Origin of the sequence: Actinoplanes sp. CA-131856 (genome assembly GCF_050956135.1) — a bacterium.
Classification (GTDB): domain Bacteria; phylum Actinomycetota; class Actinomycetes; order Mycobacteriales; family Micromonosporaceae; genus Actinoplanes.
The window spans coordinates 4,249,680-4,273,346 of the sequence record NZ_CP191849.1; the positions used below are offsets into that span (position 1 = coordinate 4,249,680).

Annotated in this window: 16 protein-coding genes; 9 read left to right on the forward strand and 7 right to left on the reverse strand. The window is 72.2% G+C overall.

The genetic code is table 11. The features are described from left to right. Window positions 1–30 precede the first annotated feature (30 nt). Both ACQP2X_RS19615 and ACQP2X_RS19620 read left to right on the forward strand, forming a co-directional pair. The gene (locus tag ACQP2X_RS19615) at window positions 31–474 is read left to right on the forward strand and encodes a hypothetical protein (protein WP_498698968.1); all 444 of its coding nucleotides are present in this window, start codon (window positions 31–33) and stop codon (window positions 472–474) included. 249 nt (window positions 475–723) lie between these two features. After that, a complete protein-coding gene (locus tag ACQP2X_RS19620; RefSeq protein ID WP_498698969.1) occupies window positions 724–1,575 on the forward strand; it encodes a serine hydrolase in 852 nt (283 codons plus the stop codon). On the opposite strand, the gene ACQP2X_RS19625 is transcribed toward ACQP2X_RS19620, so the two are convergent. The 3 genes from ACQP2X_RS19625 to ACQP2X_RS19635 all read right to left on the reverse strand — a co-directional run bounded on the left by ACQP2X_RS19625 (window position 1,572) and on the right by ACQP2X_RS19635 (window position 8,356). Continuing rightward, window positions 1,572–2,549, reverse strand: coding sequence for a glycoside hydrolase family 18 protein (locus tag ACQP2X_RS19625; RefSeq protein WP_498698971.1), 978 nt, complete (start codon window positions 2,547–2,549; stop codon window positions 1,572–1,574). The two genes, ACQP2X_RS19620 and ACQP2X_RS19625, sit on opposite strands and share 4 nt — an antisense overlap. A 75-nt stretch (window positions 2,550–2,624) precedes the next feature. Next, a complete protein-coding gene (locus ACQP2X_RS19630) occupies window positions 2,625–5,420 on the reverse strand; it encodes a S8 family serine peptidase (RefSeq protein ID WP_498698972.1) in 2,796 nt (931 codons plus the stop codon). A gap of 158 nt (window positions 5,421–5,578) precedes the next feature. Then, complete coding sequence (locus ACQP2X_RS19635; RefSeq protein WP_498698974.1) at window positions 5,579–8,356, reverse strand: S8 family serine peptidase; 2,778 nt, start codon at window positions 8,354–8,356, stop codon at window positions 5,579–5,581. A gap of 186 nt (window positions 8,357–8,542) precedes the next feature. Here ACQP2X_RS19635 and ACQP2X_RS19640 point away from each other — a divergent pair, with 186 nt between their 5' ends. Next, the gene (locus ACQP2X_RS19640; protein ID WP_498698975.1) at window positions 8,543–9,970 is read left to right on the forward strand and encodes a Dyp-type peroxidase; all 1,428 of its coding nucleotides are present in this window, start codon (window positions 8,543–8,545) and stop codon (window positions 9,968–9,970) included. Here ACQP2X_RS19640 and ACQP2X_RS19645 read toward each other — a convergent pair whose 3' ends face one another. Then, complete coding sequence (locus ACQP2X_RS19645) at window positions 9,971–13,975, reverse strand: tetratricopeptide repeat protein (protein WP_498698977.1); 4,005 nt, start codon at window positions 13,973–13,975, stop codon at window positions 9,971–9,973. It abuts the gene before it with no gap. 134 nt (window positions 13,976–14,109) lie between these two features. Between ACQP2X_RS19645 and ACQP2X_RS19650 the strand changes: the two genes are divergently transcribed. Continuing rightward, window positions 14,110–14,703 carry a hypothetical protein gene (locus tag ACQP2X_RS19650; RefSeq protein WP_498698979.1) on the forward strand — a complete coding sequence of 198 codons (594 nt, stop codon included), beginning with the start codon at window positions 14,110–14,112 and terminating at the stop codon, window positions 14,701–14,703. 33 nt (window positions 14,704–14,736) lie between these two features. Continuing rightward, window positions 14,737–15,972: an SGNH/GDSL hydrolase family protein gene (locus ACQP2X_RS19655; protein ID WP_498698980.1), complete on the forward strand. Its 1,236-nt coding sequence runs from the start codon at window positions 14,737–14,739 to the stop codon at window positions 15,970–15,972. Here the strand turns inward: ACQP2X_RS19655 and ACQP2X_RS19660 are convergent. Beyond that, window positions 15,959–17,107: a mannitol dehydrogenase family protein gene (locus tag ACQP2X_RS19660; protein WP_498698981.1), complete on the reverse strand. Its 1,149-nt coding sequence runs from the start codon at window positions 17,105–17,107 to the stop codon at window positions 15,959–15,961. The genes ACQP2X_RS19655 and ACQP2X_RS19660 overlap by 14 nt on opposite strands. Then, window positions 17,104–18,429, reverse strand: a complete 1,326-nt coding sequence (gene uxaC / locus ACQP2X_RS19665) for a glucuronate isomerase (protein WP_498698983.1) — start codon at window positions 18,427–18,429, stop codon at window positions 17,104–17,106. Before uxaC ends, ACQP2X_RS19660 begins: the two co-directional genes overlap by 4 nt. Before the next feature lie 150 nt (window positions 18,430–18,579). Here uxaC and ACQP2X_RS19670 point away from each other — a divergent pair, with 150 nt between their 5' ends. Next, window positions 18,580–19,797 (forward strand): lactate racemase domain-containing protein, encoded by a 1,218-nt coding sequence (locus ACQP2X_RS19670; protein WP_498698987.1) that lies wholly within the window; start codon window positions 18,580–18,582, stop codon window positions 19,795–19,797. Here the strand turns inward: ACQP2X_RS19670 and ACQP2X_RS19675 are convergent. Further along, entirely contained in the window at window positions 19,710–20,765 is a 1,056-nt protein-coding gene (locus ACQP2X_RS19675; protein ID WP_498698989.1) for a LacI family DNA-binding transcriptional regulator, read from the reverse strand. The two genes, ACQP2X_RS19670 and ACQP2X_RS19675, sit on opposite strands and share 88 nt — an antisense overlap. A 67-nt stretch (window positions 20,766–20,832) precedes the next feature. On the opposite strand from ACQP2X_RS19675, the gene larE reads away from it, so the two are divergent. From larE to larC, 3 genes are read left to right on the forward strand one after another with little or no spacing between them, the layout of a single operon-like run. Further along, window positions 20,833–21,672: an ATP-dependent sacrificial sulfur transferase LarE gene (larE, locus tag ACQP2X_RS19680; RefSeq protein WP_498698991.1), complete on the forward strand. Its 840-nt coding sequence runs from the start codon at window positions 20,833–20,835 to the stop codon at window positions 21,670–21,672. Further along, a complete protein-coding gene (larB, locus tag ACQP2X_RS19685; protein ID WP_498698993.1) occupies window positions 21,665–22,333 on the forward strand; it encodes a nickel pincer cofactor biosynthesis protein LarB in 669 nt (222 codons plus the stop codon). Before larE ends, larB begins: the two co-directional genes overlap by 8 nt. Beyond that, window positions 22,330–23,592 carry a nickel pincer cofactor biosynthesis protein LarC gene (larC, locus tag ACQP2X_RS19690; protein WP_498698995.1) on the forward strand — a complete coding sequence of 421 codons (1,263 nt, stop codon included), beginning with the start codon at window positions 22,330–22,332 and terminating at the stop codon, window positions 23,590–23,592. The genes larB and larC overlap by 4 nt, the downstream gene beginning before the upstream one ends. The last annotated feature ends 75 nt before the right edge of the window (window positions 23,593–23,667 follow it).

Sequence of the window (23,667 nt, forward strand, 5' to 3'; positions counted from 1 at the left end):
ACTATACGGCTTAGTAAATCAGGAGGGGTCATGCGGCTGCTCGGCGCGTCGGTGGTGGCGTACTTCAGCAGCCCCCTGCTGCTGGCGATCGCGCTCGTGCCTGCCGCCCTCCGCGCGTACCAACTGTTCAGCCGCGACGACAACGGCCTGCTGGAGCTGCTCGTGGAGCTGCTGCGGGTGGTGCTGGTGGCCGCGATGATCCTCGTCGTCCGGGGCTGGAGCGTGGCCGCCCTCGCCGACCGGGACCGGTGGCGGGAGCTGGGCGACGACGTGACCCGCACGGTCGGCGCCGGCTGGGTGCCGATCGCCGTCCGGCTCGCCGTCGTCCTGCTGGTCGTGATCGCCCTCAACGCCCTGACGGCGGCCCTCGTCGGTGACGGCCCGGCGGCGGACGCCACGCTGTTCGCGGTCAAGAACTTCGTTCTGATCCCGGTCTTCCTGATGGCCGTGCTGCGGAGCATCACCAGGGTGTGACGATGCTGGCCGAGGAGTACGCGGAGCGGGTGCTGCGGCCCGCGTACCGGAAAAGACCGTGAGTGACCTCCTTCCTGCTGGTGCACGCCCAGACGGCGGCCGTTCGGGAGGCTCAGCTCGGTGGTACGCATCTGAGGGGCGAATAGTTGCTCACTTTGAACAATCCCTCACGGTCTCGCCATTTTTGACCCCGTACGGCACCATGCTCGGGTGCAACGAATCCCACTCGTCTCGTTGATCGTCGCAGCGGTGGTGGCAGTCGGAGGCGGCGCGCTGATCGTCCAGGGCCTCCAGGGCAGCGACGACTCCGGAGGGTCGTCGGCCTCGCGCGGGCCGTCACCGACCCGGACCACCGTCGATCCGGCGATCGCCCTGCGCGCCCAGCGCCGCCAGCAGCTCACCGCGGCGCTCACCAAGCTCGCCCCGACCGTTCCCGAGTTCTCGGTCGCGGTCCTCGACCGCAAGACGGGGGAGCGGTTCGAGTTCAAGGGCACCGAGAAATTCGACACCGCCAGCGTCGTCAAGGCCTCCATCCTCGCCTGCACGCTGCTTCAGGCCCAGGACGACGACCGCAAGCTCACGACGAACCAGCGCGACCTGACCGCCCGGTCGATCCGCAACAGCGACAACGACGCCACCACCGCGCTCTTCGGCGACCTGGGCAAGGTTCAGGGGCTGACCGCCTGCAACAAGCGACTCGGCCTGACCCAGACCGCTGTGAACAGCGCCTGGGGCCTGACCCGCACCACCGCCGACGACCAGGTGCGCCTGCTGGCCGAGTTCGTCGACCCGAAGAGCCCGCTGTCGGTTCCGTCGCGGCAGTACGCCTTCGGGCTGATGACCAGCGTCCAGGAGGACCAGGACTGGGGTGTGCCGGCCGCGGCCAAGCCCGGCGAGGTCGCCACGGTCAAGAACGGCTGGGACACGCGCGACGCCGACAACGGCCTGTGGGCGGTGAACTCGATCGGCCGGATCACCTCCACCGACCGCAAGACCGACGTCTCGGTGGCGGTGCTTTCCCACAACAACCAGACGTACGAGGACGGCATCGCTCTTGTGGAGAAGGTCGCGAAACTGACGAGGCAGTACCTGAAGTACTAGGAGCGGAAGCCCGCGAACAGCGAAGTGAACGCGTAGTCGCTCTGCGAGATGCCGCTGCACGAGCTGCTGACCGATCCGCCGGAGCAGCCGTCGTTGTCGCGGTTGACCGACCAGAAGCGGACGAGGCCCAGCTTCTTCTCCTCGGCGTAGTCGAGCAGGGTCCGCGCGGTGGCGAGCGTCGTGGTGGCGCCGCTGTCGTTGACGCCGATCATCGGGGTTACGCCGAGCATCTCGTACAGGTCGGCGTCGCCGACGCCGGGCCAGATCGCGGCCAGGTCGGCGCGGACCGCCTCGGCCGCCTTCGTCATGGCCGTGCCCCAGTCGCCGGACGCCTCGAAGTTCATCGTCATGACGTTGACCGTGACGTCGAGGCCGGCGCTCTTCACACTTGTCAGCAGCTCGGTGGCGTCGTCGGTCAGGCCGTCGCCGTCCTCGGCCACCGGCACGGTGACCGACACGACCGTGTCCCGCGCGGCCTGCACCGCCTCCAGGGCCGTGGCCACCGTGCCGGCGCTGAACTTCTGGCCGTCGCCGATCAGGATGTCGACGTCGAGCCGGTTACTGCCGGCGGCGTCGAGGGCTTTCTCGTACGCCGTGGCCAGCTCCGTGGCGGTGCAGACGGCCTCGAGATAGGTACCGTCGGCCCCGCCCGTGGCCACGGTGATCTGCCCGCCCAGATCGGCAATCGCGTCCAGGTCGGCCTTCACGCCGGCGTCGTCCAGCGCGGTCGAGCCGCCCCACGTGGCCGTGCAGTCCCCGGCGCTGTTCGCGACCGCGAAGGCCACGGTGTAGTCGGCCTGCCCGGTCGCCTCGGCGATGGCCGTGACGTCCGCCGTCCCGCTCTCGATGTCCAGATAAGGCGACACCCGATGGTTGCCGGTGACCGACACGCTCGGCGTGGGCGAGGCCGCCTCGTCACCGTTGCCGCACCCGGCCACCAGCAGCAGGCCACACAGCCCGGCGAGGACGCGCATTTGCCCACTTTATCGGTGATTACGGAGAAACAACGCGGCCCGGGAGAACCTCCCGGGCCGCGTCACTGCCGATGATCAGCGTTTGGTGACGGTGGCGTCGCCGGTCCAGGAGGCCGTGTTGCCGGCCTTGTCGGTGGCGGTCGCCGTCAGGGTGTAGGTGCCGTTGAGGCTGGTGGTGTTCCAGAGCAGGGTCCACGGCGCCTTGGTCGCCGACACGGTGTTGACGACCTTGCCGTCCCGGGTGACGACCAGCTTGACCTGCTTGAGGCCGCCGTTGTCCTCGACCGTGGGCGTGAGCTTGACCAGCCCGGTCACGGTGCCCGGCAGTGCGATGTCGATGACCGGGGCCTCGTTGTCGACGGTGAACGTGCGGCTCAGCGTGCTGACGTTGCCCAGCTTGTCGGTCGCCCGCAGGGTCAGGACCTGGGTGGCCTCCAGCGTGGTGGTGTCGACCTCGATGGCGTACGGGCCGGTGGTGTCCTCGCCGATGACCTGGTCGCCGGCGAGCAGCTCGACCGACGCGACGCCGGACGGGTCGGTGGCGGTCGCGTTCGCCGTCACCGTGCCGCGCAGCGGGGCCGACGCGATCGGGGTGGGCCAGGCGATCCGCGGACCGGCCAGGTCGGCCACGACCTTGCGGGTGGTGGTGGCGCTGTTGCCGACGGCGTCGGTGGTGCGCACACCCAGGGCGTACGTCATGGAGACGGCCGGCGTCCACTCGATGGACCACGGCGCCGACTCGATCGTCTGGATCACCTTGCCGTTGAGGAGCAGCTCCATCCTGGCGGTGTCGCCCGACGGGTCGCTCAGCGCGACCGTGACCGGGCCGCCGGTCGCGGCCGGCACGTCGGCGGCGGCCGACGGGGCCGCGTTGTCCACGGTCACCGTGGTCGAGGCCGTCGTGGTGTTGCCGGTGGTGTCGAACGCCGTCACGTCGAGCTTGTAGTCGCCCGCGAGCTTGCCGGTGGTCCAGGCCAGCGTCCACGGGGCCTTGTTGGAGACCACGGTGGCCAGCACCTTGCCGTTGTCGTCGGTGACTACGCCCTTGACCTGCTTGACCGCCACGTCGTCGTCGACGGTCGGGGTGATCTTCACGGCGCCCTTGAGGATTTCGGGCACCGAGATCTCGACGGTGGGCGCGGTGTTGTCCAGGGTGAAGGCGCGGGCGATGGCGCTCTCGTTGCCCAGCGTGTCGGTGGACCGCAGCGTCACGGTGTCGCCGCTGGCCAGGGTGGTGGTGTCGACGTCGATGGCGTACGGCGCGGTGTCGTCGGCCCCGATGACCTGGCCCCCGGCCAGCACCTCGACCGAGGTGACACCGCTGGGGTCGGAGGCGGTCGCGGTCACCACGACGGTGCCGCGCATGCTGCCCTTGGCCGCCGGGGCGACCCACTTGAGGGCCGGGCCCAGGTTGTCGATCTTGACGGGGACGCTGGCCGCGGTGGTCACGTTGCCCGAGGTGTCGGTGACGCGCACCTTCACCGCCTTCTGGCCGCTGAGCCCGGCCGTGTCCCAGTCGATGCTCCATGGCGCCGAGGTGGCCGTGGCGACCAGCTTGTCGGCGACGAACAGCTCCATGCGGGCGGTGTCGCCGGACGGGTCGGTCAGGGCGACCGGGACGACGCCGCCGGCCGTCGAGGCGATGCTGAAGGCGGCCGACGGGGGAGTGGTGTCCTTGACCACCGGCGCGGGCAGGACCCCGCCGGTGATGGCCTTCACGGCGTTCTCGGCGTTGACGCGGCCGTTGGCGACCCACGAGCCGACCGGGTCGGTGGTGCCCTCGACGGCGGCGCGGACCTGCTCGGCGGTGGCCGACGGCTTGGCCGCGCGGGCCAGCGCGGCGACGCCGGCCACGACCGGGCCGGCCGAGCTGGTGCCCGCGTACCAGTAGAACTTGTTGTCGGTGCCCTGCGCGTAGTTCTGGCCCGGGGCGGCCACGTCGACCCACGGGTTGCTCGCGCCGTTGTAGTTCGACCAGCTGTAGCGCAGGTCGCTGGTGTCCGAGCCGGCCACGGCGATCGCGGACGGCACCGCGGCCGGGTAGAACGGGCTGGTCACGCCGTCGTTGCCGGCGGACGCGATGACGACGACGTCCTTCGAGGCGGCGTACGCCACGGCGTCGCGTACCACCTGGGTGTCGGTGGCGGTGCCGAGCGAGAGGTTGATGACGTCGGCGTTGTGGTCGACGGCGTAGACGATGCCCTTGGCGATGACGTCGGTGGTGCCCTTGCCGTCGGCGCCCATCGCCTTGACCGGAAGGATCTTGCAGGTCCAGCAGACGCCGGCGACACCGGTGGCGTTGTCGCCCTTGGCCGCGATGACCGAGGCGGCCTTCGTGCCGTGCCCGTTGTCGTCGACCGGGCTGGAGTCGTTGTTGACGAAGTCGTAGCCGGGCAGCAGCCGCCCGGAGAGCTCGCTGATCGCGCTGACGCCGGTGTCGACCACGGCCACCACGACGTCGTCGCCGGTCGTGAAGGCCCAGGCGCCGGGCGCCTTGATCTTCGAGAGGCCCCACTGGGACGGGTAGCTGGGGTCGTTCGGGACGGCGGTGGAGACGACCGAGGCGACGGCCTTGGACTCGACGTAGGTGACGTTCGGGTCGTCCCGCAGGGCCTCGACGGCCTCGGCCCGGTCGCCGGCCGGCACCGTCACGGTCAGGCTGTCCAGGGCGGGGGTGGTGGAGCTGCTCAGCACGTCGACGCCGGGCTCGGCGTCGAGGGCGCTCACGGTGGTGGCCGCGGCGCTGTCGCTGCGCAGTCCGACTACCAGCGAGGACGGGTTCGTCTCAGCGGGCGCGGCGGCGAGAGCCGGCGCGGCGGTGACGGCGGTCAGCGAGGCGGTCGCGAGGGCCGCGGCGGCTGCAGTCTTCATTCGGTAGGCCACGAGGTTGTCGATCGGCGGGCGGCGGCCCTACGCGTGCACAAATCGGCCGGACCACGGCGCGGAACGGGTGGCGCCGTATCGGCCGAACGAACGAGCGCCGCCCGGGATGAGAGCATCCCGGGCGGCGCTGTGGTGCGGTGCGGGTGTCAGCCGTTGGCCACCTCGGCCGTGCCCGTCCAGGTGCCGGTGTTGCCGGCCTTGTCGGTCACGGTCAGCGTGATCGTGTACTCGCCGGTCAGCTTGCCCGTGCTCCAGGCGATCGTCCACGGGCTCCGGGTGGAGGTGACGGTGGTGACCGTCTTGCCGGCGCTGTCGGTGACGACCGCCTTGACCTGCTTGACCCCGACGTTGTCGGCGACCTCGGGGGTGAGCTTCACCGAGCCCGTGAGCGGGCCGGCCAGGGTCAGCTCGGCCGTGGGGGCCTCGTTGTCGACCGCGTAGGTGCGGGTCAGGGTCGAGGTGTTGCCGAGCTTGTCGGTCGCCCGCAGCTCGAGCTCCTGGCTCGCGGCCAACTCGGTGGTGTCGACCGCGATGGCGTACGGGGCGGTGGTGTCCTCGCCCACGACCTCGCCGTCGGCCAGCAGCTCGACCTTGGCCACCCCGGCCGGGTCGGTGACGGCCGTGGTCACGGTGGCCGTGCCGCGCAGCAGCGCCGTCGCCGCCGGCCCGGACCAGGTGATCTTCGGGCCGGTCGTGTCGACAGTGACCTTGCGGGTCGTGGAGGCGACGTTCCCGGCGGTGTCGGTGGTGCGGACGACCAGGGTGTACGACCCGGCGCCGGCCGGCGTCCACTCGATCGACCACGGGGCCGACTCGACGGTCTCGGCGACCCGGTTGTTGACCAGCAGCTCCATCTTCGCGGTGTCGTCGGACGGCGCGCTGAGCTCGACCGTGACCGGCCCGGCGACCGCGGCCGGCACGGTGGCCGCCGCGGACGGCGCCGCGTTGTCGACGTTCGCGGTGAAGTCGGCCGTGGTGCTGTTGCCGGTGGAGTCGGTCGCGGTCAGGGCGATCTTGTACTCGCCGCTGAGCTTGCCGGTGTTCCAGGACAGGGTCCACGGCGCCTTGGTGGCGCTGAGCGTGGTCACGGCCTTGCCCGTGCTGTCGGTGACGACGGCCTTGACCTGCTTGACGGCCACGTTGTCGGCGACGTCGGGGGTGAGCTTGACGCTGCCGCGCAGGGCGTCCGGCAGGGTCAGGTCGACGGTCGGCGCCTCGTTGTCGACGGTGACGGTGCGGGCGATGGTGGTGATGTTGCCGAGCTTGTCGACCGCGCGCAGGCTCAGCGCCTGGCTGGGCTCCAGCGTGGCCGTGTCCACCGTCATGGCGTACGGCGAGGTCAGGTCCTCGGCGATGAGCTCGTCACCGGCGTAGAGCTCGACGGTGGCGACGCCGTTGGTGTCGGTGGCGGTCGCGGTGACGGTGACGGTGCCGCGCAGGGCCGCGGTGGCGGCCGGGGCGACCCACTTCAGGACCGGACCGGTGTTGTCGAACACGACGGTGCGGGCGGGGGAGGTGGTCACGTTGCCGGCGCTGTCGGTGACGCGCACCTTGACCGCCTTGGAGCCGGTGAGGCCGGTGGTGTCCCAGTCGATCGTCCACGGGGACTCCGTGGCCGTCGCGACGGGCTTGTCGGCGACCAGGATCTCCATCTTGACGGTGTCGTCCGACGGGTCGTTCAGGCCGACCGTGACGATGCCGGCGGCCGGCGAGACCAGACCGCCGAACGAGGCCGACGGGGCGGCCGAGGCGCCGGTGACCAGCTTCTGCAGGGTGCCCTCGGCGTCGACGCGGCCCTTGGCGACCCAGGAGCCGACCGGGTCGGCCTGGCTCTCCATGGCGGCCCGGATCTGTGCGGCCGTCGCGGCCGGCTTGGCCGCGCGGGCCAGCGCGGCCACACCGGCCACGACCGGGCCGGCCGAGCTGGTGCCCACGAACCAGCCGTAGGCGAAGGTGGGGCCCTGCGCGTAATTGGCGCCCGGTGCGGCCAGGTCGACCCACGGGTCGTCGGCGCTGTTGTAGTTCGACCAGCTGTAGCGGCCGTCGGTGGTGTCGGATCCGGCCACGGCGATGGCCTCGGTGTAGGCGGCCGGGTAGAAGCGGGTCGTCACGCCGTCGTTGCCGGCCGAGGCCACCACGACGACGTTGTGGTCGGCCGCGTACTTCACGGCGTCCGCGAGGACCTGGGTCTCGGTGTCCGAGCCCAGCGAGAGGTTGACGACGGCGGCGCCGTGGTCGACCGCGTAGACGATGCCCTGGGCGATGACGTCGGACGAGCCCTTGCCGTCGGCGCCCATCACCTTCACCGGCAGGATCTTGCAGTCCCAGCAGACGCCGGCGATGCCGGCCGCGTTGTCGCCCTTGGCCGCGATGACCGAGGCCGACCGGGTGCCGTGTCCGTTGTCGTCGGACGGGTCGCTGTCGTTGTTGACGAAGTCGTAGCCGGCCAGCACCCGGCCGGTGAGCTCGGTGGTCGTGGTGACGCCGGTGTCGACCACCGCGACCACGACGCCGCCGCCGGTCGTGGACGCCCACGCGGCCGGCGCCTTGATCTTGCTGAGACCCCACTGCTGCGCGTAGTAGGTGTCGTTCGGCGCGGCCGTGCTGACGATCGACGCCTGCACCTTCGGCTCGACGTAGGTCACGTTCGGGTTGGCCCGCAGCGCGGCGATCGCGTCGGCGCTGTCGGCGGCCGGGACGGTGACGGTGACCGCGTCCAGCGACGGACGGGCGGTGCTGCTCAGCACGCTGACATCGGGGTCGGCGTCGAGGGCGCTCACGGTGGAGGCCGCGGCGCTGTCGCTGCGCAGTCCGACTACCAGCGAGGACGGGTTCGTCTCAACGGGCGCGGCGGCGAGAGCCGGCGCGGCGGTGACGGCGGTCAGCGAGGCGGTCGCGAGGGCCGCGGCGGCTGCAGTCTTCATTCGGTAGGCCACGGGGTTGTCGATCGGACGTATGCCGCCCGCACTCCACCGGAAAACGGTGGACCCCACCTCGTCCGAACGGCCGATCGGGACGGGAATGCCGCTGGCAGATTTAGGACACCGGGGCGGAAACGGCGATCATCTACGGCATCCTCCGGTGTGCAGATCTCTCAGAAGGAGACGACCGTGGCGATCCTTGCCGATGCACCGAAGATCCAGGGCAACATCCTGCTGCCCTTCGGCGGCCGGTACCAGGCCTTCGTGACCCTGTCCTTCCGCAACGACCGGCCCGGCGCCCGCGCCTGGCTGCGCGAGGCCGCCGGCCGGGTGGCGGGCACCGACGACGTCGAGCGGGCGCTCGACGGCGACGACGAGGGCCGGGGGCGGGCCCGCCGCGGCCGGCGGCTCAGGCAGTCGGCCGTGCTGCTGAACGTCGGGCTGACCGCCACCGGCCTGACCCTGCTGCACCAGGAGGTGGCGGCCGACCTGGCGCCGTTCGACGCGTTCTGGCGCGGCCCGCTCGGCACCCGGGTCGACCCCGACGGGCGGCTCACGACGGCGCCGGCCCTGCTCGGCGACACCGGCGACAGCGATCCCGCGAACTGGGTCGTCGGCAAGCCCTCCGGCGCGCCGGTCGACGCGCTGCTGACCCTGGCCGCCGACGACGAGGAGACGATCCGCGGCGCGCTGCGCGACGAGCGGCGCCGGGCCGAGGACGCGGGCCTGGAGGTGCTCTGGTCCGAGCAGGGCGAGGTGCGGCGCAACGGTGGCAACCGGCGGGTCGAGCACTTCGGGTTCGCCGACGGCATCTCGCAGCCCGGCGTGCGCGGCTTCAGCGACCCCGAACAGAGCGGCACGGTCATCGCGCCGGGCGAGTTCGTGCTGGGCTATCCGGGCGAGCGCCGCCCGCAGAACTGGGCGCCCCGGCCGACGGCGGCGTCCTGGATGCGCGGCGGTTCCTTCCAGGTGTTCCGCCGGATGAACCAGGACGCGGCCGGCTGGTGGCGGCGGATGGGCGGCAGCGGCGCCGAGGCCGACTCGGCCGCGGCCAAGGCGCTGGGCCGGTCCCTCGACGGCGCCCCGCTCGAGCCGGGCGCCACACCGGAGGACCAGAACGGCTTCACCTACGGCGACGACGAGGCGGGCCGGCACACCCCGCTCTACGCGCACATCCGCAAGATGAACCCGCGTGAGGACGACGTGTTCCGCGACCGCGGCCACAAGATGCTGCGCCGGGGCATCACGTTCGGGCCCGCCTTCGACCGGGAGCGGCCCGACGACCGGGAGCGCGGCATCCTGTTCAACGCCTACGTGGCCAGCATCGAGGACCAGTTCGAGTTCCTCCTGCGCCACTGGGCGAACGAGCCGAAGTTCCCGACCACCGCCCTCAACGCGTACGGCCGGAGTCTGGCCGACAAGGACCGGATCGACGGCCTCGACCCGGTCGTGGGCCTGAGCGAGCAGCAGGCTCGCGAGCGCCTGCCGCAGGAGGTGGTCGACCGCATTCCGCGCCAGGCGTTCGGGGGCTTCGTCACGACGACCGGGTGTGTGTACGCCTTCGCGCCCACCCTGCCCGCCCTCAAGCAGCTCGCGGGGGAGGCGCCGATCGGCTGATCAGGCCCGCTCGGCCTGGCTCAGCAGCGCGTCGAGGTCGGCGCCGTCGTCGGCCGCGATCCAGTCCGGCAGCTCGGGCAGGATCGGGCCGGGCGGCAGCAGGGTGCCGGTGAGCCGGCGGTACGCCTCGCGGTAGTCGACGCTGGGCGCCCGCCGGTAGAGCGTTTGGTAGATCTCGGCCGCCGTGTCGCGGGCCGCTGTGTCCTCGGGGTCGGCCTGCCACACCGCGTCCAGCACGGCGGCCCGCTCGTGCGGCTCGGTCCACCGCGTGGCCGCCTCGCGCAGCATGTCGGCTGCGCGGGCGGCGTCGATCTCGCCGGCCACGGCCCGCAGGCGCACCGACATGATGAAGGCACTGACCAGCGTGTCCTGCTCGCCGTGCTCCTCGGCCACCCGCAGCGCCTCGCTGTTGAGCCGCTCGGCCACCGCCGTGCGGTCCTCGGCCAGGTGCAGACGGGCCAGCCGGTGCAGCCAGTCGCAGAGGAAGTACGGCGCGTCCAGCTCGCGGGCCATCTCGATGGCCCGTTCCAGCAGCCGTTGCGCCTCGCCCGGGTGGCCCTCGCCGGCGGTGATCGCGGCCAGTTCGGCCACCTGGTCGGCCATGCTGGAGGTGTCGCGCAGCTCGACCGCCACCCGCAGCGAGCGCATCGAGCACTTGCGGGCCCGGGCGTAGTCGCCCTCCTTGCGGTAGATCTCGCCGATGTTGCCGACGAGGACGTTGGCCTCGTGCCGGGCCCCGATCTCGCGGGCCACCTCCATGGCCTGCCGATAGGAGGCGATGGCCTGCGCGTGGTCGCGGGCGCGCATCGCGGCCCAGCCGAGGTTTCCGGCGGTGTGCAGGATGCGGTGGCGGTCGCCGGCCCGGTCGGCCGAGGCGAGCGAGCGGCGCAGGTTGTCGAGCGCTTCCTCGAGGCGGCCGCTGTTGAGGTGCACGAGGCCGATGTGGCCGAGGGCGGCGCTCATGGCCGACAGGTCCTGGTGCCGGGTGGCCAGGGCGAGGTGGCGCTCGGCCATGGCGAGGGCCTCGGGATAGGCACCCTGGCGATAGAGCGCGAAGGTCAGCCGGTCCATCGTGCGGGACAGGCCGGCCTCGTCGCCGAGCTTCTCGAAGCCGGCGATCGCCCGCTCCAGCCAGGTCACCGACTCTGCGTACGAATGGGTGTACATCAGCAGGTCGCCCAGTTGGCGCTGGCCGGCCGCGACGATGTCGGCGCGGCCGGTGGCCCCGGCCACCAGCATGGCCCGGCGGTAGTGGTCCTCGGCCTCGGCCCACTCGCCGGTGTGCTGGTGCACGGCCCCGATCTCGATGTGCAGCTCGGCCTGCTCGGCCCGGGGCAGCAGGGGGAGCAGACGGCCGTAGTAGTACGTGGCGGCCTCGTTGGCGAAGATGGCCTTGGCCCGGTCGCCGGCCGCCCGGTACCAGAACCGTTGCTTGTCCACGCGCCCGGTGCGCGCGTAGTGGAACGCCAGCACGTCCACGTACTGCGGAAGGCGGTCGGGGAAGGACTGCTCGATGAACAGGCCCACCCGTTCGTGCAGGGTGGACCTGGTGTCGTACGTGATGCTCTGGTAGGCCGTCTCCTGGGTGATCGGGTGCTTGAACTCGTACTCCGGCTCCGGCTCGGGCTCGACCTGCGGGGTCAGATCGAGGTTGTGCAGGCGCCGCAGGCTGTTGGTGACCTGGCGGCGCGTGCCGGCGGGCGGATAGACCGAATGGATCCACGGCGGCCGGAACCGCCGCCCGATCACGCTGGCCACCTTGATGGCCGCCTTCTCGGCGTCGGTGAGCTGGTCGATGCGGGCCATCACGAGCCGTTGCAGGCTGCCCGGCGGATGCAGCTCGGCCAGCGCGCCCGGATCGCCCGGGTCGACGCCGTTGAGGTGCAGGTAGCTGACCAGCTCCTCGATGTAGAAGGCGTTGCCGCCGGTCTGCTCGCGCAGCCGGCGGACCAGGCTGGGCGAGATCAGCGTGCCCGGCCCGTACCGCTCCCGCAGCCGCAGCCGGGTCAGCCGGTCGGCGTCGTCGTCGGTCATCGACGTCAATTGCAGGTCGATCACCTGGTCGCGCCCGCTCAGCCGGTACGGCAACGGCTCCCGCGAGGTGGCCAGGATCAGCACGGGAACGTCGGCGATGTGCCGCGAGATGAGGTCGAGCAGGGTCAGCGAGGCCGGGTCGATCCAGTGGCAGTCCTCCAGCAGCAGGATCAGCGGCTCGGTCGTGGCCCGGTCGAACAGGCAGGCCAACAGCGTCGAGCGCAGCAGGTGGTCGCGGCCGGCGGCGTCGAGCTGAGCGGTGAGCTCGGTGTCCTCCATCGGCAGGTTGATGACGGCCGCGAGCAGGGGCGCCCGCTGGCCGCTGCCGTCGTAGCGGGCGCTGCGCTCGGTGAGCAGCCGGCGCTGCTCGTCGATCGGCAGCTCCGGGGCGATCTCGAGCAGCTCACGCCAGATCGAGCGCCAGACCAGATAGCTGGCGCTGGTGCCGTGCGAGCGGCAGCTGTCGCCGTAGCCGGTGAAGCCGAGCTCGCCGGTGAGCCGGCACGTCTCGGCGGCGAGCCGGGACTTGCCGATGCCGGCCTCGCCGTGCAGCCACACCACGCGGCCGGTGCCGGCGTGCACCTCGCGCACGACGCGCTCGAGCAGGGCCAGCTCGCCCGACCGGCCGACCACCGGGCCGGGCGCGGGCGACGGCAACGGGGCCGGCGCCTCGTACACCTCGACGACGCTCCAGGCCGGGACGGGCTCGGCCTTGCCCTTGGCGGTCACGAACCGGGGCCCGTCGGCGATGAGAAGATCGCGGGTCCGCTCGTACGTCGCCTGGTCGATCAGCAGGCGCCGGTGGGGCGCCGCCTGCATGAGCCGGGCCGCCAGGTTGACCGCGTCGCCCACGACCGCGTACTCGCGGCGCACGTCGGAGCCGACCTCGCCGCAGTAGACCGGCCCGGTGGTCACCCCGCCCCGGTACGGGCCGCCGGGCAGCGCCAGCAGCTCCAGGCAGCAGCGCAGCGCGCGTTCCTCGTCGTCCTCGTGGCTGACCGGGGTGCCGAAGACGGCGACCAGCACGGTGCCCTTGTCGTCGGCCATCAGGTGGCGCAGGTGGCCCTCGTACTGGTCGATGATCGCGACTCCGGCCGCCAGGTAGTCCTGCAGGGCCTGGACCGTGCCGGGATCGTCGGCCGACAGGTCGGGCAGGCGGACGAAGGCCGTGGTCACCTTGCGGTGCTCGTTGACCAGCTCGTGGCGGCCCGAGCGCAGCCGTTGCCGGATCGCCGGGTGCAGGAACGGCTTCAGCAGCCGTTCGAGCTCGGCGCCGGCCGGCGCCGGCGGTGGCGGGCTCCCACCGGCCGCGCGGTCGGCCGCGGCGCCGGCCGCCCGGCGCAGCGCCTCGTCGGCGACGATCTCGCCCTGCCCCGCCCGGTGCAGTGCGACGATCGCGTCGTCCAGCGCCGGTCCGGCGATCAGGTGCTGGAGCCGGATCGCGGGATCGCCGACCAGCATCACCTGCAGAGGGCCGCCGGCCAGTCCGATGCGGATGGTCAGCGAGCGCGGGCCGTCCGGGGTGTCGACCGGCGCCACCGCGGCCGTGGCGGCCCGGATCAGCTCGGCGCACTCGATGGCCCGGCGGGCGACCTCGGCGGCGTCCCCGTGCGTGTGCAGGAAGGCGCCGACCAGGGCGTCGCCGGCGAAGTCGACCACGCTGCCGCCGGAGCGGGCGATGGTGTCGGCGGTCAGCCCGAACCAGCGGTTGATGATCCGGGTGAGCTGCTCGGTGCCGTACGCGCCGGAGCCGGCGAAACTCTCCGTCATCGCGGTGAAGCCCACGACGTCGGCGAACAGGACCACGGCCTGGGCACTCTGGGTGATTGGCGGATTGCTGACACTCTCGGTCGCCACGCGCAGCCGAAGGGCGTAGTCGGGCAGGTAGGAACGCCAGGTCGCGGCCAGTTCGCTCACGATCTGTGACGAGGGGGTAACCGGGGGCTCCTCGGTCACGCCTTGTGCCGCCACCCTTCGGATCCTACTGTCGGGTTCGCTCGGCTCGTTCTTGGGTTGTTCGTGCCGCCAGCCTCGCCAATTTCGTCTATTTCGACATTTTCGTCAATGTCCTTTTCATCACCTGTCGATCTTGAGGGGACCCGGACATGAGTCAGCCGCTCAGTGACGTCGCTTTCGAGCTCCTCGGCGCGTGCGTCCACTCCCTACGATTCGCCTTCGGTTCTCCGCTGGACTATCCGTACGCCCCGCCGATCGCGGAAAGCAATCCACCGTCCGCTCTGTACCGTCGCGTGCTGGCCGCGTCGCCGCCGCCCAAGCGCGAGGGTGCGGCCTGGCACACGGGCCTGAGCCTGGACGGCAAGCCGTTCCAGCCCGACGCCTTCTCCGACCGGCTGGCCGAGGTCGTCCCCGACGAGGGCGTGCCGTCGCTCGACGTGCCCGAGCCCGAGACCGTCGTGCTGGACGAGATGATCACCGTCTCCCGCACGCCCGGCACGATGAGCTTCCCGGGCCGCGACCACGGTAAGTACGTGCTGTCCACCCGCTACTGGAGCCCGCAGGTCGACACGGCCGAGGTCAGCAAGGACGTGGACTACTACGGCGAGTTCCGGCTGAACTGGAGCCGGCCGCCGGCCGGGCCGTGGGTGGCCGTCAGCCTCGACGGCTTCTGGCCGGCCGAGCGCGACAGCGCCGACGTGGTCATCCCACTCGGCGCCTGCGACTCGCTCTGCAAGGATTGACGTTCGTCTAACCAACGTGATCCGATCGAGGGCATGTGGCGCCGATTCGCCGTCCCCGCTGTCCTCGCCCTCCTTCCCCTCCTGCTGATCCAGGCCCCCGCGCGGGCCGCGCTGCCGACCGCCGCCGTCGCCCTCGGCGACAGCTTCATCAGCGGCGAGGGCGCCGGCAACTACCAGCCCGTCGTCGACGCCTCCGGGCAGGCGCAAGCCTTCCCGGGGTGGTCGGCGGCCAACAGCAACGCGTTCTTCTGTCATCGCTCAGCCAACGCCTCGCTGCTGAAGGCCGGCCTGCCGGGCATACAGGACCGCTTCAACCTGGCCTGCTCCGGTGGGCAGCCGGCCGACATCGCGGCCGCGTCGAGCGCCCGCGAGAAGGGCCGCACGGTGGCCTCCCAGCTCGACCAGCTGCGGGCGGTGGGCCGCACCCACGACATCGACCTGGTGCTGATCGGGCTGGGCTCGAACAACTCGTCGTTCACCTTCGGCGACGTGGCGGTGAAGTGCGCCAACCGGTTCGTGGCCGACGCGTGGACCGGGTGGTGGGAGTTCTGGGCCTACCTGGGCGGGCCGGTGCCGCAGGAGCCGTGCGCGGCGGGCGACCTGGCCACGCCGGCCCAGCTGGCGGCGGCCGAGGCCGAGACGGTCGCGGCGGTCCGGGCCATCCTGCGGACGCTCGACGAGATCGACGCGGACGGGGTCCATCGCGTGGTCTTCCAGGACTACACGAACCCGCTGCCGACCGAGCTCGAGAGCAGTCTGCACGAGGAGGACGGGCGGGCCGACGACCGGGACAAGTTCCGGGCGCTGGGCGCCGAGCGCTATCGGGCGGGCTGCCCGATCCACCGGGCCAGTCTGGGACCGGGGCACACGTTCTCGGCCGGCCTGGGCACGCTGGTGGCCGGTGTGCACGGCACGGTCAGCGCCGAGTTCCCGGGCGACGACCTGGTTTATCTGAACGTGCAGTCGGCCTTCGACGGGGCCCGGTTGTGCGAGCGGGCGGGCAGTCCGGGCACCGCGCTGGCGACCCCGATCCGCTTGCAGGACGGCCCGACCGGCGTGTTCCTGACCGACCTGGCCGGCCGCGACAAGCTCGACATCCAGCGGATCGCCAATGCCTGCGTCACGTACTTCCAGACCTGCCAGGAGTCCTGGCACCCGAACGCGGCCGGCCACGCCGTCCTGGCCCAGTGCCTGTCGGGCGCCGCGGCCACGGCGTCCGCCTCGGTCCGCTGCACCCGCTCCCCGAGCGGAACGATCAGCGTGAGCTGATCCGCGATTCGGCGTCGACGGCGGCCACGAGGTCGTCGTCGGCGGCGAGCGCGGGGTCGAGCAGGCCGAGCAGCTCACGCGCGGTGGTGGCCGCCGCGAAGCGGGCCGCGCCGGCGTCGTCGACCGGGGCGCCGGCGCCGTGCAGGTGGCGGCGCCAGGCGGCCAGGATGCCGACGGCGCCGAGCGGCATGCCACCCCGCTCGCGGGCGTGCCGCAGCACGGGCAGGACACGGATCGGGATCTTCTGGGAGCCGTCCATGGCGATCTGCGCCAGGAGATGCCGGATGCGGGCGTTCTCCCAGCGCTCGACCAGCGCGGCCCGATAGGCGCGGATCTCGGCGGCGGGCAGCGGGAGCGCCGCGGCCGCCTCGTCCCACCAGGTCTCGAGCAGGGCGCGGCACTCCGGGTCGTCCACGGCCTCGGCCACCGTCGTCAGCCCGCGCGCGCTTCCCACGTACGCCAGAAGCGAATGGCCGCCGTTGAGCAACCACAGCTTGCGCTGCTCGTGGGGCAGCACGTCGTCGACGAAGCGGGCGCCCACGACGTCCCAGGCGGGCCGGCCGGCCGGGAAGGCGCCCTGGAGGACCCACTCGTGGTACGGCTCGGTGACCACCTCCGGCGGCGTCGAGGCCGGCGTGATGCGGTCGACCATCGTGGACACGAAGGAGACGTTCTCCTCGATCCAGCCGGCCAGGGCGACGTCGGCGCGGCGGGCCGCCTCGACGACCACACGACGGGTCACCTCGCCGTTGCCGGGCAGGTTGTCGCAGGGGACGATCGCGATCGGGCCGCCCTTCGCGTCCCGCCGGGTTGCGAGGCCCGCTACGAGACGGTCGGGCACGTCCGCGCCGGCGTAGGCCTTCTCGGTGACCGTGAGGGTGACGATGGCCGTCTCCCGCTGGGCGAGCAGCCGTTCCCACGCGGACCGGTCGGTGCCCGGATGGGTCTCGCGGATCGCGTCCGGCCAGGAGATCTCGTCGGTCTCCGGCCCCCGCGTGACGAGCTTGTAGCGGGGCTCCGGAGCCTGCGCCGAGCGGCCGGTGAAGGCGGCGATGCCCCACCCGTCCTTCGCCTCGGCCGTGTACCAGGCCTGGTGCGCGCGGAAGAAGTTGCCGAGTCCGAGGTGGACGATCACAGCTTGAAGACCTTCCGGGGCTGGTCGGAGACGAGGGCGGTGAGCGTTTCCACTGCCTCGTCCTCGTCGAGGCGGTGCGTGCACACCAAGTCGGCCAGATATCCGGCGTCGAGGCGGCGGGACATGTCGTGCCGGGCCGGGATCGAGCAGAGCGCGCGGGTGTCGTCGATGAAACCGGACAGGCGGCTGAACCCGGCGATCTCGGTGACCGACTCCTGGAAGCGCCGGATGGCCGACGGGTTGTCGAGGAACCACCAGGGCACGCCCGCGTAGACCGAGGGGTAGAAGCCGGCCAGCGGGGCGATCTCGCGGCTGTAGACCGTGGCGTCGACGGTGAACAGCACCAGGTGGAAACCGGGATCGGTGCCGTGCCGGGCCAGCAGGGGCTGTAGGGCGCGGGTGAACTCGACCGTGGTGGGGATGTCATGGCCGGTGTCCGGGCCGTACCGCTGGAAGGTCAGCGGGTGATGGTTGCGGAAAATGCCGGGGTGCAGGGTCATGACGAGGCCGTCCTCGGCCGACATCCGGGCCATCTCCAGCATCATGTGGCGGCGGAACGCGGCGCCCTCCCCGGCCGAGATCTCGCCGGCCAGGGCCTTCTGGTAGAGCCGGTCCGGGTTGTCGACGGGCTCGGCCCGGGCGTCGGCGTGGCTGTGGTCGGCCGAGACCGCCCCGTTCTCCTGGAAATAGCGGCGCCGGTTCTCCAGGGCGGCCAGGTAGCCCTGATAGTGGGCGACGTCGGTGCCGGCGGCGGCGCCGAGGCGCTCGACCTTCTCGGCCCAGCCGGGGCGGGCCGGTTCGAGATAGGCGTCGGGGCGGAACGTGGGGGCGACGCGGGTCTTCACGGTCCGGGCCAGTTCGCGGTGCGGGGCGAGATCGTCGGCCGGGTCGTCGGTGGTGGCCAGGAACTCGATGCCGAAGCTGTTGAGCAGCTCCTGAGGCCGTTTGGCGGCACCGGCGATCCGGTCGTAGAGGTCGTCCGCGTTGGCCGCCGAGGGGCGCTCGGTGATGCCGTAGATGTCGGCGAACTCGGTCTCCAGCCAGTACCGCACGGGCGTGCCGCGCAGCAGCGCCCAGTTGGCGCAGAGCAGCCGCCAGGCCTCCCGCGACTTCTCGGCCGTCACCGGCCCCTGGCCGACGCCGAGCCGGTCCAGCGTGACACCGCCGGCGTGCAGGAGGCGCGTGACGTAGTGGTCGGGGGTGATGAACAGGGCCGTGGGATCGGTGAACGGCTCGTCGGCCAGCAGCATCTCCGGATCGACGTGGCCGTGCGGCGAGATGATCGGCAGGTCGCGGACCGCCTCGTAGAGTCGCCGGGCCACGGGACGTACCGCTGGATCCGCCGGAAACAACCGGTCCTCTCGCATCACCATGAGGTCGAGGCTTCCGTCGCGGAAGGGGCACCGCAAGCGGTTGCCATGTGTTGCCCGGTCCGCTTGCCAGGTCGCGGCAGGCGGGCGCAGGGTGGAACCATGATCGAGCTCCTCGGCGGCCCGGACGCGACACTGGACGACGCGGCCGTGCGCGACTACGTCCTGCGTACCCTCGCCTCGGAAGATCTCGACGGCCGCAGCGTCTGCGTGATCGTGCCGGACGGCACCCGGAGCTGCCCGCTGCCGATGCTGCTGTCCGCGGTGCACGAGGCCCTGCACGGGCGCGCCTCACACGTCACGGTGCTGGTCGCGCTCGGCACCCACGCGCCGATGAGCGAGGAACAGTTGACTTCGCACCTCGGCGGCCCTTACGAGGGCTTCGACGTCCGCAACCACGAGTGGTGGCAGCCGTCGGCGCTCACCTCGATCGGGGTCGTCCCGGCGGCCCGGGTGGCCGAGCTGTCCGAGGGGCGGATGAGCCAGGACGTCGACGTGGTGCTCAACCGGGCCGTCGTCGAGCACGACGTGTGCCTGGTGATCGGGCCGGTCTTCCCGCACGAGGTGGTCGGCTTCTCCGGCGGCAACAAGTACTTCTTCCCGGGCGTGGCCGGTCAGGAGATCATCGACTTCTCGCACTGGCTGGGCGCGCTCATCACCAGCGCCTCCATCATCGGCACGCGCGGGGTGACCCCGGTGCGGGCCCTCATCAACCAGGCGGCGGCGCTCATCCCGAGCCGCCGGCTGGCGCTCTGCCTGGTGGTGCAGTCGGGATCGGGTGCCCTGCACGCGGCGGCGCTGGGCTCGCCCGAGGAAGCGTGGGCCGCGGCGGCGGACGTGTCGGCCGAGACCCACGTACGCTATCTCGACGCTCCTGTCCCGAAGGTCCTGTCGATCATCCCCGCGAAGTACGACGACATGTGGACCGGCGCGAAGGGCTTCTACAAGGTGGAGCCGGTCGTGGCCGACGGCGGCCAGGTCATCCTGTACGCCCCGCACATCACCCGGATCGCGGCCATGCACCCCGAGATCGAGAAGATCGGCTACCACTGCCGCGACTACTTCCTGAAGCAGTGGGACAAGTTCAAGGGATATCACTGGGGCGTGCTGGCCCACTCGACCCACCTGCGCGGGGCGGGCACGTACGACCCGGTGGCGGGCGAACGGCTGCGCGTGACGGTCACGCTGGCCACGGGGATTCCCGAGGACGTCGTACGGGCCGCGAACCTCGACTATCTCGACCCGGCCTCGGTGCGCCTCGACGACCCGGACGCGTTCGTCGTGCCCCAGGCCGGCGAGGTGCTGTTCCGCCTGCGCTGAGCCGTCGACTGCCGGACGATCAGCCGCGAGGGCAGAAGCATCGGCTCCATCGTCCGCGGTACCGCGCCGTTCGCGATGGCGAGCACGTTGTTAACGGCCGTTCGCCCCATCGCGCGCAGCGGCGCCGCCACGGTCGTCAGCGCGGGCGTCACCAGCTCGGCCGCCTCGATGTTGTCGAAGCTGACCACGCTCACGTCCCCTGGCACACGCGCCCCCATCGCCGTGAGCCGGCGGATCAGCCCGATCGCCATCGCGTCGTTGTAGGCGAGAACGGCCCCGCCCGGCTGCCGCGCGAAGTCGGCGGCCGCCTCCACGCCTCCTTTCACGCTCGGCGCGTACGGCCCCAGGCGCCGGCTGCCGGGGGCCAGCTCCCGCAGCGAGCGCCAGCGCATGCCGTCCGCCCACGACGCCTCGGGCCCGGCCAGATAGGTGATGTCCCGATGTCCCTGGCCGCTCAGGTGAGCGACGGCTTGGCGTACACCATCGGGGTTGTCGGAGATGACGCTGGGAACATCGGCGACCGCCCGGTTGAGCACCACCACGGGCCGCTGTTTGGCGAGCGCGCGAATGGCCGAGTCGGACATGCGCGAGGTGGCCAGCACGAGCCCGTCCACGGCCGTGAGGGCCCGTTCCAGCGCCTCGCGCTCGCGCACCCCCGACTCGCGGGCGTCGGTCAGCACGAGCGTGTAGCCGGCCTCGGTGGCCGCGTCCTGGGCCCCGCGGATGATCTCGGTGTAGAACGGGTTCCCGATGTCGGCGACACCAAGACCGATCATTCGGGTACGCCCGGAGGGCAGCTCCCGCACGAGCGGATGAGCCCGGTAGCCGAGCTCGGCCGCGACCCGCCGGATCCGCTCCGCCGTCTCGAAGTTCACCCGTCCCGGCCGGGCGAAGGCCCGCGACACCGTGGAGGCGGCGACGCCCGCCGCCCGGGCCACGTCGTAGATGGTCGGCCCCCGCTCAGCCACCACACACCTCCCGCAACATGTGGCAACCGCTTGCCGCCCCGCACACCAGGGGCATCAAATAAGGATCATGAACGATCATCCCACCGAGGAGGTGGTGGCGCGGATCACCGGCCTGCTGGACGGTGTCGGACGGCTCGGGGTGGCCTTCTCCGGCGGCGTCGACTCGTCGGTGCTGCTCGCGCTGGCCGTCCGGGTCCTCGGTCCTGGCCACGTGGTGGCGATCCTGGGCGTCTCACCGAGCCTGGCCGCGGACGAGCGGGCCGGCGCGCACACGGTCGCCGGGCACATCGGGGTTCCGGTGGTGGAGATCAGCACCCACGAGGGTGAGCTGGCCGCCTATCAGGCCAACGGCCCCGACCGCTGCTTCCACTGCAAGCACGAACTGTTCACCCGCATCGACGACGAGGTGGTGGCCGCGCACGGCCTGGACGCCGTCGCCTACGGCGAGAACGCGGACGACGCCCGCCGCCCCGACCGTCCCGGCAGCCGCGCCGCCACCGACCATCGCGTCCTGCGCCCCCTGGCCGACCTGGGTCTGGACAAGGCGGCCGTACGCCGCCTGGCCCGTGCGTTCGGCCTGCCCAGCGCGGACAAGCCGGCGGCGCCCTGCCTGGCCTCCCGCATCCCGCACTTCACCCCGGTGACCAGGGAGAAGCTGGCCCAGATCGAGGCCGCCGAGTCGGCCCTGCGGGGCCTCGGCCTGGGCGATCTCCGGGTACGCCACCACGGCGACGTGGCCCGCGTCGAACTGCCCGCCGACGACCTGGTCCGCGCCGTCACCACGCTGCGCGAGGACATCCACGCCGCGATCGTGGCCGCCGGCTTCCGGTTCGCCGCGCTGGACCTGGCCACCGGCATCCAGTCCGGGGCTTTCACCCTTCCGCTGGTCACGGCCACCCATGCCTGACCCCGCCGAGAAGCTCGCGGACTTCGCGAGGCTGGACGCCGAGCGCTACGCCAGGCGGGGTTACCCCGAGGCCGTGTACTGCGAAGGAAAGACACCGGCGCAGGTCCGGGCCATCGCCGCCGCGGGTGGGGGAGAGGGCGTCACATTGTTCACGCGGGCGAGCGGGGACCACGCCTCGGCGGTGCTGAGCGCGGTGCCGGACGCCTTCCACGACCCGGACGCCGGCCTGCTGGCCCATCCGCCGGAGCCGCCCGCGCCGGTGGGTGGGCTGGTCGTGGTGGTCGCCGCCGGAACCTCCGACCTGCGGGTCGCCAAGGAGGCGATGCACACCGCGCGCTATCTGGGCCGGGAGACCGAACTGGTCGTCGACGTCGGGGTGGCGGGCCTGCACAGGGTGCTGGCCCAGCTCCCGCTGCTGCGCCGGGCCCGGGCCGTCGTGGTGGCCGCCGGGATGGACGGTGCCCTGCCCAGTGTGGTCGCCGGCCTGATCGCGGCGCCGGTGGTGGCCCTGCCGACCTCGGTGGGCTACGGCGCGGCCTTCGGCGGCCTGGCCCCCCTGTTGGCCATGCTCAACGCCTGCGCGCCGGGCGTCGCGGTCGTCAACATCGACAACGGCTACGGCGCCGGCCATCTCGCCGCACAGATCGCCGCCCCGGCGTGAGGCACGCATGGATCGACGCGTCGGCCGGGGTGGCGGGGGACATGCTGCTCGCGGCCCTGCACGATGCCGGGGCCGGTCTCGATGTGATTCGTTCGGCCGTCGAAGCGGTGGTCCCGGGATCGGTGGAGATCGGCGTGCGCGGCGTCTCGAGGGCCGGGCTACGAGCGCTCAAGGCGGAGGTGCGCCCGCTGACCGATGACCCGCCCCATCGCACGTGGCGGGGGATCCGCGAGATGCTCTCGGCCGCTGATCTGCGGCCGGGTGTTCGCGCGCGGGCCGTCGCCGTCTTCGGGCGCCTGGCCGAAGCCGAGGCGGTCGTGCACGGTGTCGCGGCCGAAGACGTGCACTTCCACGAGGTCGGCGCCCTGGACTCCCTCGCCGATGTGGTCGGGGTGTGCGCCGCCCTGGACGACCTCGGCGTCGGCACCGTCTCGGCGGGGGAGGTCGCGGTCGGCTCCGGGCGGGTGCGTACCGCACACGGCGAGCTGCCGGTTCCCGCCCCGGCCGTCGCCGAGCTGTCCCGGGGCTGGCGGATCCGCTCCGGCGGCGCCGGCGAGCTCGCGACGCCGACCGGCATGGCCGTCATCCGGGCCCTGTCCGAGCGCTGCGAAGACCTCCCGGCCATGACCCTGGAGGCGACCGGCGTCGGCGCCGGTGGCCGCGACACCCCGGGCCGGCCGAACGTCGTCCGGATCTTCCTCGGGAGCCGGCAATCCGTCGCCTCCACCCGACCGGCGGTGCTCCTCGAGGCGAACGTGGACGACATGGATCCCCGGTTGTGGCCCGGCGTGATCGAAGGGCTGATGGCCGCGGGCGCCTCGGACGCCTGGCTGGTGCCGATCCTGATGAAGAAGGGGCGACCGGCGCACACGCTGAGCGTGCTCTGCGAGCCGTCGGCGGTCGCCGCGCTGCGAACCCTGATCTTCCGGGACACGAGCACGCTGGGCGTCCGGGAGTCGCCGCGCGCCAAGACCGCGCTTCCGCGGCTGTTCGTGCCGGTCGAGACCGGCGGCGTCGGCGTGCCCGTCAAGATCGGTCACCTGGACGGGATGATCGTGCAGGTCATGCCCGAGTTCGCGGATGTGGCCGCCCTGGCCGCCCGGCAGGGGCGACCCGAGCGGGCCGTGATGCACGAGGCGCTCGCCGCCGCGGCGGCCGGCGGCCTGGTGGTCGGGGCGCCGCTGCCGGACGAGCTCAGGTCCGAGACGACTCCAAGCCCCGCACCAGGGCCTCGGCCAGACGGGTCAGCCGGGGCGTGAAATCCGAGGCGGCGTCGCTCGCCGTCGATATCGTGCGCCACGAGATGGCGGTCCTCAACGCCGAGGACGCGCGCT

Coding starts and splice junctions, on each gene's coding strand:
- ACQP2X_RS19615 (WP_498698968.1), top strand. CDS start 31: ATGCGGCTGCTCGGCGCGTCGGTGGTGGCGTACTTCAGCAGCCCCCTG.
- ACQP2X_RS19655 (WP_498698980.1), top strand. CDS start 14,737: ATGTGGCGCCGATTCGCCGTCCCCGCTGTCCTCGCCCTCCTTCCCCTC.
- ACQP2X_RS19670 (WP_498698987.1), top strand. CDS start 18,580: ATGATCGAGCTCCTCGGCGGCCCGGACGCGACACTGGACGACGCGGCC.
- larE (WP_498698991.1), top strand. CDS start 20,833: ATGAACGATCATCCCACCGAGGAGGTGGTGGCGCGGATCACCGGCCTG.
- ACQP2X_RS19630 (WP_498698972.1), bottom strand. CDS start 5,420: ATGAAGACTGCAGCCGCCGCGGCCCTCGCGACCGCCTCGCTGACCGCC.
- larB (WP_498698993.1), top strand. CDS start 21,665: ATGCCTGACCCCGCCGAGAAGCTCGCGGACTTCGCGAGGCTGGACGCC.
- ACQP2X_RS19650 (WP_498698979.1), top strand. CDS start 14,110: ATGAGTCAGCCGCTCAGTGACGTCGCTTTCGAGCTCCTCGGCGCGTGC.
- ACQP2X_RS19625 (WP_498698971.1), bottom strand. CDS start 2,549: ATGCGCGTCCTCGCCGGGCTGTGTGGCCTGCTGCTGGTGGCCGGGTGC.
- ACQP2X_RS19635 (WP_498698974.1), bottom strand. CDS start 8,356: ATGAAGACTGCAGCCGCCGCGGCCCTCGCGACCGCCTCGCTGACCGCC.